This window comes from Streptomyces sp. HUAS YS2 (assembly GCF_033343995.1).
GTDB classification, from domain to species: Bacteria; Actinomycetota; Actinomycetes; order Streptomycetales; family Streptomycetaceae; genus Streptomyces; species Streptomyces solicathayae.
The window spans coordinates 5,203,301-5,219,561 of the sequence record NZ_CP137573.1 but is presented as its reverse complement, the minus strand read 5'-3'; the positions used below and the strand labels follow the sequence as shown (position 1 = coordinate 5,219,561).

The window sequence follows — 16,261 nt, the reverse complement described above, 5'->3', positions numbered from 1 at the left end:
CCGTGACTGCCTTAACGGTCACGCTGGCGCTGGTCGCCACGGTCGCACTGCTGCTGCGGTGGCAGCGACCGGCCTGGTACTGGATGACCTTCGGCATCGTCTTGGCGGTGGTGCGGGTCCTGGTCCGGTACTCGTCGGTCATGGACGCGTGCGGGCTGACCGTCCCGCCGTCCCGATGGCGTCTGGCGCTGGCCCGGATGGCGAGCCGGCCGGTCCCGGAGTCTCGGGCTCCGCGGATTCTGCGGCTTCGACCGACCCGAACCGGTCTGGTCCTGCGGGTGAAACTGCGGGCCGGCCAGGACGCCTTCGACTTCTCGGCCTCCGCGGACCGGCTGCGGCACTCGTTCGTCATGCAGAACGTCACCGCCCGCGAGATCCGCTCGGGTGTGGTCGAGCTGCGGATGACCGGCTACGACGTCCTCAAGCGCGTCCACATGCCCACCCTCGCCTCCGGCCCCGGCCCAATGCGGGTTCCAGTGGCGATGCGGGAGGACGGAGAGGTGTTCTACCGCGACTACAGGCAGACCCCGCACGCGCTGAACGTCGGCGCGACCCAGTCCGGCAAGTCCGTCTACCAACGCAACTTGGTCGCTGGCCTCGCCGCCCTGGACGTCGCCCTCGTCGGCATCGACTGCAAACAGGGCGTCGAACTCGCCCCGCTCGCACGTCGGTTCACCGCACTCGCCGACAACCCGGACACCGCCGCCGAACTGCTGGATGCGCTCGTCGAGCACATGGCGGACGTCTATCAGCTCATCCGCCGTGAACAGCGGCTGAGTGCGGACGTCCCGGACGCGGAGATCACCGCCGACATCTGGGACCTGCCCGACGACCTGCGCCCGACCCCGATCGTCCTGGTGGTCGACGAGGTCGCCGAACTCGCCCTCTACGCAACGAGGGACGAGGAGAAGCGCCGCGACCGGATCATCACCGCACTCGTACGCCTCGCCCAGCTCGGCCGCGCAGCCGGCATCTACCTGGAGATCTGCGGACAGCGCTTCGGCTCCGAACTCGGCAAGGGCATCACGATGCTCCGCGCCCAGCTCACCGGCCGTACCGCGCACCGGGTGAATGACGAGACGTCGGCGAACATGGCCTTCGGTGACATCGCCTCGGACGCTGTCCTGGCCACGATCCAGATCCGCACCGACCGGCCCGGCACCGCCGTTGCCTGCGACTCCTCCGGCGGCTGGGTCCGCATCCGCACCCCGCACCTCACGCTTCGGCGGGCCGTGAACACCTGCAACTCCCATGCCGATCGCACCCCGGCAATTGCTGCCTTGACCGCCTTCCGCCCGGTCCTGCCGAGCCTGGTCAAGGCCCCGGCCCCGGCGACCGAGACGGCCCCCGTGCTCGCCTGACACACCCCCGCACACCGGTTGGCGTGACCGCCTCGCGCCAGGTCCCTACCCCGCCCATGCCCGAACCGGAAGGACATCGTCATGGCCGCTCGGAAGACCGCCCGCAAGGCCGCGCCGAAGAAGTGCCCGGACTGCTCCGGCGCCGGTGAGACCGCCGAGACCGTACGCGTCGGCTCCCGCACCCGCCGCGACACCGACCACCGCCAGGCCGCCGTCTGCCTGACCTGCCTCGGCACCGGCGAAGCCACCGACTGACCCGCCGGGACCGGGCGGCCGGCCACTCCGCGCCCCGCCCCGTCCCGGCCCCACAACCCCAGGAAGGAGGAACCGCGATGCGCTCGACACTCCGCCCGGACGCCGTCCTCGTACAAGCAGTGATCGCCGGTGCCCTGTCCTTCTCCCACCTGCACGACCTCGCCGCAGCCGCCGGCCAGGACGGATGGAAGGCGTGGGCCTACCCCATCTCCGTCGACCTGCTCTTGGTCGCTGCCTGGCGTCGACTACGGACACTCCGAGAGACCGGCGCCCCGACCCGTTCGGCCTGGACCTGGTTCACCGTTGCCCTGGCCGCATCGCTCGGCGCGAACGTCGCCACCGCCGGCCTCCTCGACCTCACCAACGTCCCCGACTGGCTGCGCATCCTCGTCGCCGGATGGCCCGCCCTCGCCTTCCTCGGCGGCACACTCCTCGCCCACACCCCGGCGCCTGCGGCTGAACCCTCGGCCACAGTCGTAGACCTGGTGGAGTCGCCGGCGGTCGAGACGGCCATCGAGCGGGGCGGCACCGCAGAGCTGCAACCCGACCCGGAGCCCGCGCCGGCGCTGCCCGCCGTCGAGCCGGAGCCGGTGACTGATCCGGTCCCTGCTCCGCCCGCTGTTGCAGTACCGCCGGCGCTGGTCGCTCACGCCCGGAAGGTCGCCGACGACCACCACGCGCGGACCGGCTCACCGATCGACACCGACACCCTGCGCGCCCGCCTCGGTGTCCCGCCCGTGATGGCCGACGCCATCTCCGCCCAACTCGCCTGAAAGGAGAACGCCTCATGCCCGCCCGCGACTTCTTCCACTCCGTGATGCGGATCGGCCCGGTGCAGATCGGCACCCGCCGCGACCGTCACGGCCACACCAGGCACGCCGCGGTGTGCACCACGGACGGCTGCGGCTGGTCCTCGGACTACTCCAGCTCCTCGGCCGCCCAGCTCGCCGCCCGCACCCACCGCTGCACGCCTCGCTGACCACGAAGGAGAACCACGTCATGGACGTCCCGCTCTGGCTCGCCCTGATCATCGTCGGCGCGCTCGGCATCAAGCTCATCCGCCCGCCCTGGTGGCTCGTCGCCGTGATCCTCCTCGGCGGCTACCTCCTCGCCGACAGCGTCCTCGCCCCCGCCATCGACACCGCCATCAACAAGTAGGGAGAAAGCCGATGTTCCGCCCCCGCGTCCCGGTCAACCCGCTCCCGACCGGCCTCGTCACCCCGCTCGTCCAGCCGGTCACCACGACCGACATCGAGCCCCGTCCCACCGACGAGCCGACCACCTGCGGCCTCGACCACACGCCCGCGCCGGTCCCGGCCGCGCCCCGCGTCCAGGTCCCGGCCGTCCGCCTCACCCCGACCGGACTGGTCGCCGTCGTCGCCAGCGGCGCCGGACTCGTCCTGGTCGTCGGCGCGGTCCTGGTCTCGATGCTCCTCGCCGTCGCCGTCAGCGCCGCCTCGGTCGCCGTCTGCGCCGCCGTCCTGCGCTCGCTCCTGAACGACCAGCACCGCCGCTAGTCGGGCCTCCGGGCGGCCTAAACCGCCAAGTCTCCGCCGCCTGGAAGCCCTGCCCCTGCCCAGCCACAGAACCGGAAGGAACCCACCCATGATGGCCCACCACGACCACACCCCGGCCCGGATCTGCTCGAACTGCGACGGACACGCCTCCGTTGCCGTCACCCTCGGCGTCCGCGACCACGCCGGTCACCTGCGCACGGTGACGGCTCACTGCCCGGTCTGCCACGGCAGCGGCACCCGCCCCACCCGTCGTCCGCTCACCGTTCCGGCGGTGTCCGCGTGACCGACACCGCGACCCTCGCGGGCCTGGACCCGGCCACCCTGAGCGACATGCTTCGGGTGGCCGGGTCCCCCGGCTTCGACCGCTGGCGCGAGCAGATCCACCGCACCGGCGGCTGCTCCAACCCCATCCACCTTCAGGGCTGGACGCTCTCCCAGGACAAGACAAGCGGCGAGACCCTGCACCGCTACTCCACCGACACCGAGCCCGGTGGTCGGCTCCGGATCGCCTGCGGCAACCGCCGCGCCTCCCGCTGCCCGGCCTGCGCCTGGACCTACGCGGGCGACACGTACCACCTCATCCGCGCCGGCCTCGCAGGAGACGACCGACGAGACATCCCCGCCGCCGTCCGCGACCACCCCCGCGTCTTCCTCACCCTCACCGCCCCGTCCTTCGGCCCGGTCCACAACCGGCCCGACAACCGGCCCTGCCGCTGCGGCACCCACCACCCCGAGGACGATCCCGCCCTCGGCAACCCGCTCGACCCCGACAAGTACGACTACGCCGGGGCCGTGCTGTTCAACAACCACGCGGGACAGCTCTGGGACCGGTTCGCGAAACGCCTCCGCCGCGAGATCGCCGCCTCCGCCGGCTTGTCGCAGCGGGAGTTGAAGGAGGTCGCCCGGCTCTCCTACGGGAAGGTGGCTGAGTTCCAGAAGCGCGGAGCCGTGCACTTCCATGCTGTGGTCCGCCTCGACGGGCCGGACGGTCCCGGCACCCCGCCGCCGTCCTGGGCCACGACCGAGCTCCTCACCACCGCCATCCAAGCTGCTGCGGCGCACTCGTACACGACCGTCACCGTCCCCGCCGCCGGCGACCAGCCCTCCCGCCGCCTGCGCTGGGGCACCCAGCTCGACATCCGACCCGTCAAAGCCTTCGACGACGGCTCCGACATCACCGAACAGGCCGTCGCCTCCTACATCGCCAAGTACGCCACCAAGGCCGCCGAGACCACCGGCAGCCTCGACCGCCGCATCGGCAACCGCGAAGCCCTCTTACTCCTCGGCGTCCCCGACCACACCCGACGCCTCGTCGAAGCCTGCTTCGACCTCGACCCGCTCTACCCGGACCGGCGCCTGACCGCCTGGGCCCACATGCTCGGCTTCCGCGGCCACTTCAGCTCCAAGTCCCGCCAGTACTCCACCACCCTGAGTGAGCTGCGGCAGACCCGCGCCGACTACCGAGCCGCCCAGGAACGCACCGCGCGTGGCCTCGACGACATCGAGCCGGACACCGTCCTCGTCCTGACCTCCTGGACGTACGCCGGCCAAGGCCACACCCCCGGCGAAGCCGCCCTGGCCGCGTCCATCGCCCGGGACATCCAGCTCAACCGCGAAACCGCCCGCGAAGCACTTCGTGCACTGCCTGACGAGAAGGAGTGGTGACCATGCCCCAGAGCCTCCCGGACCGGTTCCTGACCCCGCTCGACGTCGCCGAACTCCTCGGCGTTCCCCTCGAAACGGTCTACCAGTGGCGCCGCAAGCGGACCGGGCCCCGCGGCTTCCGCGTTGGTCGCCACGTTCGCTTCGACCCCGCCGACGTGCGGGCCTGGGTGGAAGCCCAGATGGAAGGGGCTGCCGCCTGATGGCTGGCCACATTCAGGACCGCTGGTACAGGGTCGAGACGACCCCGGACGGCAGGGCGGTCAAGGTCAAGACCGATCGCTACGGCACCGGCATGCGCTATCGCGCGCGCTACATCGGTCCCGACGGTACCGAGAAGAGCAAGAGCTTCCCGGACAAGCAGAAGCGCTTGGCTGACGTCTGGCTGACCAACATCGAGGCCGACATGGCGCGCGGCCAGTACATCGACCCCAAGGCGAGTCGGACCACCTTCCGGGAGTACGCCGAGCGTTGGATGGCCGCGCTCACCACCGACTTGAGCAGTCGTGCTGCTGTTGAAGGCCGGCTGCGCCTTCACGCGCTGCCTCACCTCGGCGGGCGTCCCATCGGCTCGTTCCAGGCGGAGCACATCCGTGACTGGAGTCGGCGGCTCGAAGAGACCGTGGCGTCGGCCTCTTACCGGCGGCTGATCTTCGACGCGGTGTCCTCGGTACTCAATGCTGCCGTGGACGATCGGCTGCTCGCCTCGAACCCGTGCCGGGCCCGTTCGGTCAAGGCTCCGCGGCCGGCCCCGACGCGCGTGCATCCCTGGTCCGCCTCGCAGGTGTTCGGGGTGCGGGCCAACCTGCCCGAGCGGTTTCAGGCGATGGCGGACGTCGGGGCCGGGTGCGGGCTTCGTCAGGGCGAGATCCTCGGGCTCGCGGTCGACAACATCGGCGACCTCGGCTGGCTCTACGTCCGCCAGCAGGTGAAGAAGGTCCGCGGTGGCCTCGTCTTCGCCCCACCCAAGCGCGGGAAGCTCCGGGATATACCGCTCGACCCCGAGGTGTCGACCGCCCTCCGCGAGCACATGAAGCGCTTCCCGCCGGTCGACGTCACCCTGCCGTGGCTCACGCCCAACGGGCCCAAGGTGACGCACCGGCTCGTCTTCACGGCCGCCGCCGGCACCGCGCTGTGGAGCAACGCGTTCAATGACCAGACCTGGAAGCCCGCACTCGCCGGCGCCGGGATCATCCCCGTTCCCGAGAAGGGACACCGCTACGCAGCCGCCCGCGAGCACGGGATGCACGCCCTCCGGCACTTCTACGCCTCGGTCCTCCTGGACGCCGGCGAGAACATCAAGGCCCTGAGTCTCTATCTCGGGCACAGCGACCCCGGGTTCACGCTCCGGGTCTACACGCACCTGATGCCGAGCAGCGAGACGCGGACCCGGAAGGCCATCAGCGCCATGTACCGAGCCGCCGGCCACGCTCACGACGGCCCAGAGACGGCCCAGGCTGCCTGAGACGGCCCCTCATCGGCGGGAAACCTGCTGGTGAGGGGCTGTTTTGTGCCCTCGCTCGGAGAGAAACACCCCATCTTGCCTGACCGCCACCCCCGGATGGAAACCAGTGGGCCGCCGGAACGCGGGACGGCCCCGGTGCCGACACGGGACGGCCCCGGTACGCGGGGCGTACCGGGGCCGTTCGTCACGCGGTGTCGCGGGGCGTCACCTGGTGTCGCCTACTCGCCCGCCGCCTTCTTCTTGCGGAGGAAGAAGACCGCGCCGCCGCCGACCACCACGAGGGCGACGGCGATGCCGGCGATCATCGGGGTGGCGTTGGAGCTGCCGGTCTCGGCGAGGTCGCCGCCGCCGGAGGTGCCGCCCGTGGTGGCCGCGGAGGGCTGCGGGGAGGGCTGCTCGGACGGGGTGCCCGGGGTGGCCGTCTTGCAGTCGAGGACGCCCTTGAAGGTCTTCTCGAAGCCGTTCGGGCCGGTGATGTCGAACTCGTACGCCTGGTCCTCGGCGACCGGGATGGTGACGGTCTTGGACTCGCCCGGCGCGATGGTGACCTTCTGGCCCTTGAGCTCGAAGGTGAAGGGCTCGTCGCCCTTGTTGGACGCGGTGATGTCCACGCCGCCCTTGGCGCAGTTCTTCTCCGCCGAGAGCGCCGGGATCGCACCCTTCTTCGCCCAGGTCGCGGTCGCCTTCGCGGTGACGGTGGAGGTGCTGGTGCCGGCCAGGATCAGGGTCTGGCTGCGGGTCTCGCTGACGAAGGCGCGGCCGATCGGGACCGTGGTGTCCGCCTGGACGTTCAGCGTGGCGGAGGCGTCCGCGGCGCCGGCCGGGACGTCGAAGAAGATCTTCGCGCCGTCGGCGGCGGACTCGACGGCCTTGCCGTCCTTGTCGACGATCTTCACGCCGGCCGGCGCGCCGGGCGCCAGGCTCAGCGCGGCCTTCGACGCGTTGGTGCTGACGGTGATCGGGCCGAGACGCTCACCGGGGTGACCGGCGACGGACGGCGGGTCGAGGGTCAGGGACGCGCCCGGCTCCTCGAGGTTCTTCGCCTCCTTCTCCAGGTACTCGGTCAGCTTCTGCGCGTCGGCGTCCGCCGGCGTGGCCTCGACCTTGTCGGAGAAGTGCCAGATCGCGGCCTGGGTGCCGGCCGCGGCGGTGTCCTCGGTGAGCTTGCCGGCGCCGACCTTCTTCGCCAGCGCGGCGAGGTCGTTCACCTGCGGGAAGGAGTTCTGCAGGATCCAGCGGATCTTGCCCGCGTTCGGGTTGTTGTGCAGCGACGACTGGTCCCAGCCGACCTCCTTGTACTCCGTGCCCTTGCGGGCCGGGGTGCGCAGGTCGATGCAGTACGTCTGGATGGCGCCGCCGGGGCGGACGGCCATCTCGAAGAGACCGGCCTCGGCGTTCCACTTCTCGCCGTCCGACTCCTCGATCGTGACGGTGTCGTGGATGGCGAGCCTGCCGAGCGTGGCATTGGCCCCGCCGGAGTTCTGCACGCCCTCGTCGGCCATTGCCGGTCCCGCGACGGCTATCGCACCCGCCGCGACGAGGCCAGAGACCACGGTCGCGGCTGCAAGGCGGGCAACGCCGCGCCTCCGAACAGAAAACATTTGGATTCCCCTTCAGGCGAGGCGGCTCCGCGTCGTTGGTCGGTACGCGTGGGGGGAGCGCTTCGCCGGCAGACTCAAGTGCCGCATGAGTACGCGGGAATCCTAGGGAGACGGGCGCCCCTGATCCCCCGTCATGCCATCAGATAACCATTCCGAATCGTAATCGTTATCACCGCGACCGACACTGTCGACAAATCAGTACAACTGCAGGTCAGAACTGGGCCGTCGAGCGTTCTACGGAGGGTGGCACGGGCGTCACGGACCCTTCGATTCCGCTTTGCGTCCGCACATTCATGGATGCGTCGACTGGTGCGACACCCCGCGCGTACTCCCCCTGGTGGTCCGCCTGATGGCCCGCCTGGTACTCCCGTTGGTGCTCCGCCGACGTCCCGCTCCGCGTCGTTCTCCTGAACGCCGCCGTCCCGCGCGTCAGATCGTGCCCGGCTGCCACCGCGTCGACGTCCACGAACGTCCGGTGCTTCCCCTCCCGTTCCTCCTCACGGACCCTCAGCCTCCCGTGCACCACCAGCGGATCGCCCACCGCGACCGAGGCGGCGAGGTTCGCGCCCAGCGTCCGCCACGCGAACACCGTGTAGAAGCTGGTGCTTCCGTCCGCCCACGCCCCCTGCTCCCGCACCCAGCGCCGGCCGGTCACCGCGAACCGGAACCGCGCCACCCCGCCCGACGCCGTCTCGCGGTACTCCACCCCCGTCGCCACGTTCCCGACCAGCGTCACCGTCGTCCCGTTCATGTCCCGACCCCCTGTCCGTCCCGTCCTGTCCCGACCCGGCCCGAGCCGACCGGCCGACTGCCGTCCGTGCCTCCGCCTCCATGCTGGACGGCGCACGCGGATCCCGCCGGGGCCTGTGGACGGACGCCGGAGTGGGGACAACTCCGTCACCCGCGCGAGGGACCCGAGGCCGTCACGTACTGCTCCCGCACCTCCCGGTACCGCATCAGCTCCGCCGCCACCGGATCCAGCACCCGCGCCCGTCCGCACGCCGCCGCGGCCTCCCGCAGCCGCCGCTCGGCCTCCTGGCCGTACCGCCGCGCCGGGCCCTTCGCCGCCGCCGCGCACGCCCACTCCACCAGCGGCCCGCCGACGATCCCGCCGAGCATCACCAGGACCGGCGGCAGCAGCCCCGGATCCAGTACGCCGATGATCTGGCCCACCAGCCACAGCGCGCCGAAGATCTGCAGCAGCGTCATCGACGCCTGGACGAGGACGGCCGCCGGCCACCACGCGGGCCGCGGCGGTCGGCCGGCCGGTTCGCCCGCCTGCACGGCGAGTTCGTCCAGCGCCTCCGGCAGCCCCTCCGCCCCGCGCTCGGCCGCCTCGCGCACGGCCAGCGCCCACGGCGCCGGCAGGCCCAGGGACGCCTCGTCCGAGACGATCCGCACCGCCTGCTCGACGCGCTGCCGCGCGGTCGGCTCGTCCTCCACCGGCGACTCCATGCGCGGGTCCGTGGTCCCGTGGTCGCGTGTCCGCTCGTACCAGCGCCAGAGCCGCAGCCAGGGCGTCCCGCAGGCGCGGTTGGCGTTGCGCACCCATGCGCGCTCGGCGGCCTCGCCCGCGGCGCCGGCGCCCACGGCGACGGCGAGCCGGGCGGCGAAGTCCTCCCGGGACCGCTCGCCGAGGCCGGGTCTGCCGTCGGCGACGTACACCGGGCGCAGCCGGCGCGCAGCCGCGTCGACGTCCGCGGAGAGGCGGCGGGCGGGCGCGGTCCGCTCCTGCACGAACCGGCCGAGCAGCTCCCGCAGTTCGCCGACGCCCTCGCCGGTCAGCGCGGACAGGGACAGCACGGTCGCGCCGGGTTCGCCGTGCTCGCCGAGGGCCATGCCGTCGTCGTCGAGCAGTCGGCGCAGGTCGTCCAGGACGAGGTCGGCGGCCTCGCCGGGCAGCCGGTCGATCTGGTTGAGAACGACGAAGGTGACCTCGGCGTGGCCCGCGAGGGGGCGCAGATAGCGCTCGTGCAGGGCGGCGTCGGCGTACTTCTCCGGGTCCACGACCCAGATCACGGCGTCGACCAGCGCGAGCACCCGGTCGACCTGGTCGCGGTGGGCGGTGACCGCCGAGTCGTGGTCGGGCAGGTCGATCAGCACCAGGCCCTGGAGGTCGGCGTCGGCGGCCCCGCCCGCGAGCGGCCGGCGGCGCAGCCGTCCGGGCACGGCGAGCCGGTCGAGCAGCCCGGCCGCGCCCTCGGACCAACTGAGCGCGATCGGGGCGGAGGTGGTGGGCCGGCGCAGCCCGGTCTCGGAGACGGGCACCCCGGCGAGTGCGTTGAACAGCGTCGACTTGCCGCTGCCGGTCGCCCCGGCGATGGCGACGACGGTGTGCCGGGAGGACAGCCGCTGGCGGGCGGTGGCCTCGTCGAGCACCCGGCCCGCCTCGGCGAGCGTCTCCGTCTCCAGACGGGCCCGGGACAACCCGACCAGCTCGTGCAGGGCGTCGAGCCGGACCCGCAGGCTGCCGCCGTACGCACTGCCGACGGGCAGCAGCGGATCGCGCCGCTCCCCGTCCTCCGGGGCGTCGAGATCGGCACGCTCGGCACGGTCGGCCAGGCGCCCGGCCGCGTCGAGGTCCCCCACCTCACGATCACGACCGCCGCCACCGCCGTCGCCGCCACCGTCGCCACCGATGCCGCCGTCGCCCGCGTCCGGTCCCCCCGGCGGCGTGGCCCGGCCGGCCACCCGGCGCGCGATCAGTCCGTCGTCCCAGCGGTCGTCCACCGTACTCACCGGCTCACTTCTCCTTCTTCAGTACGGACAGCGCGGCGATCAGCGCGGCCTGCGGCTCCGGCGTCACGTCGAGGGCGTCGAGGGGGGCGAGGCAGCGGTCGCGTTCGGTGTTCAGGACCCGGTCGAGGTACTCGGCGACCAGCTCGCCGCCCTTGTCGCGGAGCCGCAGCGCGCCCTGCGCGCCGAGGAGTTCGGCGAGCCGGTCGCCCGCGCTGCGGGTGCGCCGGCCGCCGAGCAGCACGGCGGCGAGCAGCGCGGCGACGGTCTCGGCGTCGGGCGCGGAGGTGCGTTCGAGGCCGCGCAGCTCCTCCTCGGCGAGTTCCTCCAGCTCGCGCCGCCAGCGTCGTACGGCGATCCCGATCCGCTCGCCGGACTCCCGGTCGTGGACCCCGTGGGCACTGCGCCGCCCGTGGGCGGCGATCGCGCCGGCCGCGGGCTCGCGCCGCCAGGCGTCGCGGACCCGCTGGTCGGCGGCGGCCACCGCGCACTGGAGCAGGGCGCCGAGGGATTCGGCGAGGGAGTCCAGGAGTTCGGCGGCGGAGCTGTCGCGGGGGTAGCCGCGCCAGCGGGTACGGGCGTCGCCGGCGAGCACCGCCCCGCGGGCCAGCCGGTCGCGCACCCGCTCCGCCTGGTCCTCGTACGCGGCCTCGACGGCGCCGCCGAGCCGGACCGCGGCCGCGTACTGGGCGGCGACGGCTCCGGCGAGTTCGGGCATGCGGGTGTCGAGCGAGTCGATGACGCCCGCGGCGGTGCGGCCGAAGGCCTGCTGGCGGGCGGCCGGGTCCTGGGCGCGGTGCGCGAGCCAGCCGCGCAGCGGGGCGACGGCGGTGTCGGGGAGCAGTCCGCTGCCGCCGCCTGCGGATTCGGGGAGTTCGGGGATGGTGAACCGGGGCACCTCGCCGAGTCCGGCCTTGGCGAGCAGCGCCTCGTACTGCCGCGACACCTCGCCGATGACCTGGTGCGGGACGCGGTCGAGGACGGTGATGAGGGTGGCGTCGTACTCCTTGGCCGTACGGAGCAGGTGCCAGGGGACGGCGTCGGCGTACCGGGAGGCGGTGGTGACCATGACCCAGATGTCGGCGGCGCAGATCAACTCGGCGGCGAGGACCCGGTTCTCGACGACGAGCGAGTCGATGTCCGGGGCGTCGAGAAGGGCGAGGCCGGGCGGCAGGGAGGAGGCGGTCTCGACGCGCAGCACGTTGTCCTCGGCGGGCTCCTCCGCGGGCTGGTCCTCGTGGTTCTGCGGCAGCCAGACGCGGGTGAGTTGGGGCAGCACGCGCATGCCCGCGAACCAGTGGTGGTCGTCGGGGTGGCAGACGAGGACGGGCGTACGGGTGGTCGGCCGGAGCACCCCTGCCTCGCTGACACGGCGCCCCACAAGGGAGTTGACGAGGGTGGACTTGCCCGCGCCGGTGGATCCGCCGACGACCGCGAGAAGGGGAGCGTCGGGATCTTTGAGCCGGGGCACCAGATAGTCGTCGAGCTGTGCGAGGAGCTCGGCGCGGGTCTGCCTGGCCCGTGGCGCACCGGGAAGGGGGAGGGGAAGACGCACCGCGGCGACTCGGTCGCGCAGGGCGGAGAGTGCGTCGATCAGCTGAGGCCGTTCTTCCAAGGTCACCACATGCGAAGAATGCCCAATTTTGGAGCCTTTTTGAAGCGTATAGACGTCCCTGCGCGCCGATATTGCGGACCGGTCACGGGGTGACGGACGGAACGGACAGAAGGGGCGAGCGGACCTCAGGCATAACGAGTGCACAACACCCGAGCCGAGAGGCGCGAAAAGCGCTGCGTGAATCGCACCTGCCTGCGATTATCGTTCCGCTTCACCGAACCTCCACATCGTGCCACGCAGGTGAAGCAACCGGGCCAGGGTGATCGGAGCCCTATCCTTGACCCGGCACGGCCACGGGCGTCCCGAAGGGACACCCGAGCCACCGGGCCACCACCGGCCCCCGTAGCTCAGTGGATAGAGCAGGTGCCTTCTAAGCACTTGGCCGCAGGTTCGAGTCCTGCCGGGGGCGCTCCACCGGGACCCTTCTTCGGAAGGGTCCTTTTTGCTGCTCCGGGTGACCGCGATGACGGCGCCGAGGACCAGGACCAGCGCGCCGGCGCTCTGGAGAGGGCCCAGGGTCTCGCCCAGGAGAAGCCGCCGGCGACCTGGCGCGGGAGGAGCGCCTCACCGCCACCGTCCTGGCGCTCGCGGAGCGGGGCGCGACCCGGGTGCCGAGCGGGCGGACGCTGGTCGGGGACGCACGGCGCCGGGCCGCCAGGCGGGCCCACGCCCTGCTGAACGAGGCCTTCCTCGAACCGATGTCCGCGGACGACCTGGCCGCGGCGGCCGGCTGCGGCCGCTTCGTGCTGTACCGGGCCTTCCGCGAGGAGTCCGGGCTGGCACCGAGCGACTACCAGTGCCTGCTGAGGCTCCGCCGGGCCCGGCGGCTGCTGACCCGCGGGACGTCGCCGGCGGACGCCGCGGCATCCGCCGGTTTCGCCGACCAGGCCCACCTCAACCGCTGGTTCAAGCGTGCGTACGGCGTCACTCCGGCGACCTACCAGCGTGCGGCGCACTGACGTCACCGGGCCCTAGGCTCGGCAGAATGAGCGACGACGACGCCGAGGCGCCGGCCGAGGCGCGGCCGGCCGAGGCACAGCTTGCCGAGGCACAGCGGCAGCACTGGCAGAGCACCTACACCGCCCACCCCGGCATGTACGGCCAGGAGCCGTCCGCCCCCGCCGTGCACGCCGCCCGGGTCTTCCGCGCGGCGGGCGCCGAGGAGGTCCTGGAGCTGGGTGCCGGGCACGGCCGCGACAGCCTGTACTTCGCCCGCGAGGGCTTCACCGTCCGGGCCACCGACTTCAGCCCCGTCGGCCTGGAACAGCTCCGGGAGGCCGCCCGGGTCCAGGACGTCGCCGCGCGCGTGACGACCGAGGTCCACGATGTCCGCGACCCGCTGCCCCTGCCGGACGCCTCCGTCGACGCGGTCTTCGCGCACATGCTGATGTGCATGGCCCTGTCGACCGAGGAGATCCGCGCCCTGGTCGGCGAGGTCCGCCGCGTACTGCGTCCCGGCGGGACCTTCGTCTACACCGTCCGCCACACCGGCGACGCCCACTACGGCGCCGGGACCGCCCGTGGGGACGACATCTACGAACACGGCGGCTTCGCGGTGCACTTCTTCCCCCGGCAGCTCGTCGACTCCCTCGCCGACGGCTGGACCCTCGACGAGGTCCACGCCTTCGAGGAGGGCGACCTGCCCCGCCGCCTGTGGCGCGTCACCCAGACCCTGCCCCGCTGAGCAGGGGCCCCGACAGCGCCGCGGCGGTGGGCACGCCATTGCCAGCGGCCGGAATGGCACTTATCTTCGAGCCGACACCTACGGACCGGGATGCTCGTCAGTCCCGGGGCGGCTCCGCTTCTGCCGGGGCCGGACGGCGGGGAGCGGGCCTCCTTCGTGAGGGCGCTGGACGCCGGGCGTACGGGATCTTCGTATCCGCGTACCCGCAGGAGCAGGCACATGAGCAAGCACGTCCTCGCCCAGAACCAGTACGGCAAGGCCGAGAACCGCATCGTCGCGATCACCCGCAAGGGCTCGGACGGTTCCTGGCACGAGATCCGCGACCTGAACGTGTCCGTGGCGCTGCGCGGCGAGTTCCGCGACGTCCACCTGACCGGCGACAACGGCAACTGTCTGCCGACCGACACGACCAAGAACACCGTGTACGCGTTCGCCAAGGAGCACGGCATCGCGTCGCCGGAGGCCTTCGGCATCCTCCTCGCCAAGCATTTCGTGTCCTCGCAGCCGGTCATCCACGAGGCGCAGATCCGCATCGAGGAGTTCGCCTGGGACCGCATCCCGGTGCCGACCCGCAAGGAGCAGCACTCCTTCGCGCGCAAGGGCCAGGAGGTCCGCACCGCGCAGATCACGTACGGCGGGAGCAGCGGCCTCCAGGTCATCTCGGGCCTGAAGGACCTGACGGTGATGAACTCGACGAACTCCGAGTTCCACGGGTACATCAAGGACAGGTACACGACGCTGCAGGAGGCGTACGACCGCATCCTGGCGACCAAGGTGACGGCGCGCTGGGCCAGTTCGGCCACGGCCGCCGAGGACACCGAGCACGACTGGGACCGCTCGTACAAGAAGGTCCGCACGCACATGCTGGAGGCGTTCGCTGAGACGTACAGCTACTCGCTCCAGCAGACGCTGCACGCGATGGCGGACCGGGTCCTGGACAACGTCCCGAGCGTCAACGAGGTCCGGCTCAACCTGCCGAACAAGCACCACTTCCTGGTCGACCTGGAGCCCTTCGGGCTGAAGAACGACAACGAGGTGTACTTCGCCGCCGACCGGATGTACGGCCTGATCGAGGGCACCATCCACCGCGACGGCGTCCGCCCGGTGATCGCCACCAGCGACTGGATCACTGCCTGACGCGTCTCTGGACGCCTGACCCGTCTCAGGACGCCTGACGCGCTCAGGACGCCCGACGCGTCTCAGGACAGCAGCCCGGCCGCCTCGGTTCCCAGCCATACGGCTGCGAGCCCGGCGGCCAGGCTCGCGGCGACGTTGGCCGCCGCGTACCCCTTCGCCCCGCTCTCGTACAGCTTCAGCGTCTCGTAGGAGAACGTGGACCACGTGGTGAGCGCGCCGCACAGTCCGGTGGCGAGCAGCAGCTGTGCCTGGGCGGAGGTGACGCCGGTGAGCGCGCCGAGCACGAACGAGCCGACGACGTTGACCGTGAACGTCCCCCAGGGGAACACCGAGTCGTGCCGGGCCTGCACGGCCCGGTCGGTGAGGTAGCGCAGCGCCGCGCCGACGGCGCCGCCCGCGAGCACCAGCAGCCAGTTCACTCCCGCTCCACCGCGCCCGATCCGTCCCGGCCCGTGTACCGGACGACCTCGCAGTCGTCGAGGATCACGAGGCCCTCGGTGACCAGTTCGTCGAGCTGCGGCAGGAACGCGCGGATCCGGTCCTCGGTGTCCACGATCAGGACGGCGACCGGAAGGTCCTCGCTCAGCGAGAGCAGCCGCGCGGTGTGCACCAGGGACGACCCGCCGAAGCCCTCGATGCCGCGGAAGACGGACGCCCCGGCGAGGCCGGCCGCGTGGGCACGGTGCACGATCTCGGAGTACAGCGGCCGGTGGTGCCAGGTGTCGCTCTCCCCGACGAGGACCGTCAGCCGCAGGGCCCTGCCCGCCAGTCGCGTCATCGTGCTCTCCTCACCCGTGCGCCACGGGCCGCCCGTACGCCACGGGTCGCCGTGGTCGCGGCCCACACCGCGGCGAGGGCCACCGCTGCCGTCGCCCCCATGTATGCCATGGCGCGGACGGCGTCCCCCGTTTCCAGGAGTCGCCGCGTGTCGAGGGTGTACGTCGAGAAGGTGGTGAACCCGCCGAGGACGCCGGTGCCGAGGAACGGGCGGACGAGCGGGTGCGGCGGGGCGGCGGTCTCCGTCACCGCGACCATCAGGACGCCGATGAGGGCGCAGCCGAGGACGTTCACCCCGAACGTGGTCCAGGGGAACGCCCCGGCCCGGGTCGGCCAGGCCAGCGCCGCGCCGTACCGCGCGGCCGCGCCGAGCGCGCCGCCGACGGCGACGACGCCGACGACCGGCAGCTGTGCACGCGAGAGCATGCGCCCAGGCTAGTCGGCGCCACCG

The 16,261-nt window shown here is 72.3% G+C and carries 20 protein-coding genes and 1 tRNA gene; 14 read left to right on the top strand and 7 right to left on the bottom strand.

Features of this window, described 5'->3' with window-relative positions; translation table 11 throughout:
- The first annotated feature begins 2 nt into the window (after window positions 1-2).
- From R2D22_RS24195 to R2D22_RS24150, 10 genes are all read left to right on the top strand, one after another.
- Window positions 3-1,361, top strand: coding sequence for an FtsK/SpoIIIE domain-containing protein (locus R2D22_RS24195; RefSeq protein ID WP_411977071.1), 1,359 nt, complete (start codon window positions 3-5; stop codon window positions 1,359-1,361).
- A gap of 81 nt (window positions 1,362-1,442) precedes the next feature.
- Window positions 1,443-1,616 carry a hypothetical protein gene (locus R2D22_RS24190; protein ID WP_318106761.1) on the top strand — a complete coding sequence of 58 codons (174 nt, stop codon included), beginning with the start codon at window positions 1,443-1,445 and terminating at the stop codon, window positions 1,614-1,616.
- Window positions 1,617-1,693: 77 nt separating this feature from the next.
- A complete protein-coding gene (locus R2D22_RS24185; RefSeq protein WP_318106760.1) occupies window positions 1,694-2,389 on the top strand; it encodes a DUF2637 domain-containing protein in 696 nt (231 codons plus the stop codon).
- Window positions 2,390-2,403: 14 nt separating this feature from the next.
- Window positions 2,404-2,595 (top strand): mobile element transfer protein, encoded by a 192-nt coding sequence (locus R2D22_RS24180; protein ID WP_318106759.1) that lies wholly within the window; start codon window positions 2,404-2,406, stop codon window positions 2,593-2,595.
- Window positions 2,596-2,615: 20 nt separating this feature from the next.
- Window positions 2,616-2,774: a hypothetical protein gene (locus tag R2D22_RS24175; protein WP_318106758.1), complete on the top strand. Its 159-nt coding sequence runs from the start codon at window positions 2,616-2,618 to the stop codon at window positions 2,772-2,774.
- Window positions 2,775-2,785: 11 nt separating this feature from the next.
- Window positions 2,786-3,133: a SpdD-like protein gene (locus tag R2D22_RS24170; RefSeq protein ID WP_318106757.1), complete on the top strand. Its 348-nt coding sequence runs from the start codon at window positions 2,786-2,788 to the stop codon at window positions 3,131-3,133.
- A gap of 88 nt (window positions 3,134-3,221) precedes the next feature.
- Window positions 3,222-3,416, top strand: coding sequence for a hypothetical protein (locus tag R2D22_RS24165; RefSeq protein WP_411977070.1), 195 nt, complete (start codon window positions 3,222-3,224; stop codon window positions 3,414-3,416).
- On the top strand, window positions 3,413-4,798 hold the full coding sequence (gene repSA / locus R2D22_RS24160; RefSeq protein WP_318106756.1) for a replication initiator protein RepSA: 1,386 nt from the start codon (window positions 3,413-3,415) through the stop codon (window positions 4,796-4,798). The genes R2D22_RS24165 and repSA overlap by 4 nt, the downstream gene beginning before the upstream one ends.
- 2 nt (window positions 4,799-4,800) lie before the next feature.
- Window positions 4,801-4,998: a helix-turn-helix transcriptional regulator gene (locus tag R2D22_RS24155; RefSeq protein ID WP_318106755.1), complete on the top strand. Its 198-nt coding sequence runs from the start codon at window positions 4,801-4,803 to the stop codon at window positions 4,996-4,998.
- Window positions 4,998-6,260 carry a tyrosine-type recombinase/integrase gene (locus R2D22_RS24150; RefSeq protein WP_318106754.1) on the top strand — a complete coding sequence of 421 codons (1,263 nt, stop codon included), beginning with the start codon at window positions 4,998-5,000 and terminating at the stop codon, window positions 6,258-6,260. The genes R2D22_RS24155 and R2D22_RS24150 overlap by 1 nt, the downstream gene beginning before the upstream one ends.
- A 218-nt stretch (window positions 6,261-6,478) precedes the next feature.
- Here the strand turns inward: R2D22_RS24150 and R2D22_RS24145 are convergent, their stop codons facing one another.
- The 4 genes from R2D22_RS24145 to R2D22_RS24130 all read right to left on the bottom strand — a co-directional run bounded on the left by R2D22_RS24145 (window position 6,479) and on the right by R2D22_RS24130 (window position 12,212).
- Entirely contained in the window at window positions 6,479-7,861 is a 1,383-nt protein-coding gene (locus tag R2D22_RS24145) for a Cys-Gln thioester bond-forming surface protein (RefSeq protein ID WP_318106753.1), read from the bottom strand.
- Window positions 7,862-8,072: 211 nt separating this feature from the next.
- Window positions 8,073-8,612, bottom strand: a complete 540-nt coding sequence (locus R2D22_RS24140) for a single-stranded DNA-binding protein (protein ID WP_318106752.1) — start codon at window positions 8,610-8,612, stop codon at window positions 8,073-8,075.
- Between the two features lie 146 nt (window positions 8,613-8,758).
- Complete coding sequence (locus tag R2D22_RS24135) at window positions 8,759-10,591, bottom strand: GTPase (protein ID WP_411977162.1); 1,833 nt, start codon at window positions 10,589-10,591, stop codon at window positions 8,759-8,761.
- A gap of 13 nt (window positions 10,592-10,604) precedes the next feature.
- Window positions 10,605-12,212, bottom strand: a complete 1,608-nt coding sequence (locus R2D22_RS24130) for a dynamin family protein (RefSeq protein ID WP_318106750.1) — start codon at window positions 12,210-12,212, stop codon at window positions 10,605-10,607.
- Between the two features lie 336 nt (window positions 12,213-12,548).
- On the opposite strand from R2D22_RS24130, the gene R2D22_RS24125 reads away from it, so the two are divergent.
- The 4 genes from R2D22_RS24125 (at window position 12,549) to pucL (ending at window position 15,033) form a co-directional block, all read left to right on the top strand.
- Window positions 12,549-12,621, top strand: a tRNA-Arg gene (locus R2D22_RS24125).
- A 199-nt stretch (window positions 12,622-12,820) separates the two neighbouring features.
- Complete coding sequence (locus R2D22_RS24120) at window positions 12,821-13,171, top strand: AraC family transcriptional regulator (RefSeq protein WP_318106749.1); 351 nt, start codon at window positions 12,821-12,823, stop codon at window positions 13,169-13,171.
- 26 nt (window positions 13,172-13,197) lie between these two features.
- Complete coding sequence (locus R2D22_RS24115) at window positions 13,198-13,896, top strand: class I SAM-dependent methyltransferase (RefSeq protein WP_318106748.1); 699 nt, start codon at window positions 13,198-13,200, stop codon at window positions 13,894-13,896.
- 219 nt (window positions 13,897-14,115) lie between these two features.
- Window positions 14,116-15,033: a factor-independent urate hydroxylase gene (pucL, locus tag R2D22_RS24110; RefSeq protein WP_318106747.1), complete on the top strand. Its 918-nt coding sequence runs from the start codon at window positions 14,116-14,118 to the stop codon at window positions 15,031-15,033.
- Window positions 15,034-15,095: 62 nt separating this feature from the next.
- Here the strand turns inward: pucL and crcB are convergent, their stop codons facing one another.
- From crcB to R2D22_RS24095, 3 genes are read right to left on the bottom strand one after another with little or no spacing between them, the layout of a single operon-like run.
- Complete coding sequence (gene crcB, locus R2D22_RS24105; protein WP_318106746.1) at window positions 15,096-15,452, bottom strand: fluoride efflux transporter CrcB; 357 nt, start codon at window positions 15,450-15,452, stop codon at window positions 15,096-15,098.
- Entirely contained in the window at window positions 15,449-15,811 is a 363-nt protein-coding gene (locus tag R2D22_RS24100) for a DUF190 domain-containing protein (RefSeq protein WP_318106745.1), read from the bottom strand. Before R2D22_RS24100 ends, crcB begins: the two co-directional genes overlap by 4 nt.
- A complete protein-coding gene (locus R2D22_RS24095) occupies window positions 15,808-16,236 on the bottom strand; it encodes a fluoride efflux transporter FluC (protein WP_318106744.1) in 429 nt (142 codons plus the stop codon). Before R2D22_RS24095 ends, R2D22_RS24100 begins: the two co-directional genes overlap by 4 nt.
- Window positions 16,237-16,261 lie beyond the last annotated feature (25 nt).

Excerpts from the sequence above, each read along its gene's own strand:
- R2D22_RS24190 (WP_318106761.1), top strand. The coding sequence starts at position 1,443 with ATGGCCGCTCGGAAGACCGCCCGCAAGGCCGCGCCGAAGAAGTGCCCG.
- R2D22_RS24185 (WP_318106760.1), top strand. The coding sequence starts at position 1,694 with ATGCGCTCGACACTCCGCCCGGACGCCGTCCTCGTACAAGCAGTGATC.
- R2D22_RS24180 (WP_318106759.1), top strand. The coding sequence starts at position 2,404 with ATGCCCGCCCGCGACTTCTTCCACTCCGTGATGCGGATCGGCCCGGTG.
- R2D22_RS24175 (WP_318106758.1), top strand. The coding sequence starts at position 2,616 with ATGGACGTCCCGCTCTGGCTCGCCCTGATCATCGTCGGCGCGCTCGGC.
- R2D22_RS24170 (WP_318106757.1), top strand. The coding sequence starts at position 2,786 with ATGTTCCGCCCCCGCGTCCCGGTCAACCCGCTCCCGACCGGCCTCGTC.
- R2D22_RS24165 (WP_411977070.1), top strand. The coding sequence starts at position 3,222 with ATGATGGCCCACCACGACCACACCCCGGCCCGGATCTGCTCGAACTGC.
- R2D22_RS24155 (WP_318106755.1), top strand. The coding sequence starts at position 4,801 with ATGCCCCAGAGCCTCCCGGACCGGTTCCTGACCCCGCTCGACGTCGCC.
- R2D22_RS24150 (WP_318106754.1), top strand. The coding sequence starts at position 4,998 with ATGGCTGGCCACATTCAGGACCGCTGGTACAGGGTCGAGACGACCCCG.
- R2D22_RS24145 (WP_318106753.1), bottom strand. The coding sequence starts at position 7,861 with ATGTTTTCTGTTCGGAGGCGCGGCGTTGCCCGCCTTGCAGCCGCGACC.
- R2D22_RS24140 (WP_318106752.1), bottom strand. The coding sequence starts at position 8,612 with ATGAACGGGACGACGGTGACGCTGGTCGGGAACGTGGCGACGGGGGTG.
- R2D22_RS24115 (WP_318106748.1), top strand. The coding sequence starts at position 13,198 with ATGAGCGACGACGACGCCGAGGCGCCGGCCGAGGCGCGGCCGGCCGAG.
- pucL (WP_318106747.1), top strand. The coding sequence starts at position 14,116 with ATGAGCAAGCACGTCCTCGCCCAGAACCAGTACGGCAAGGCCGAGAAC.
- R2D22_RS24100 (WP_318106745.1), bottom strand. The coding sequence starts at position 15,811 with ATGACGCGACTGGCGGGCAGGGCCCTGCGGCTGACGGTCCTCGTCGGG.
- R2D22_RS24095 (WP_318106744.1), bottom strand. The coding sequence starts at position 16,236 with ATGCTCTCGCGTGCACAGCTGCCGGTCGTCGGCGTCGTCGCCGTCGGC.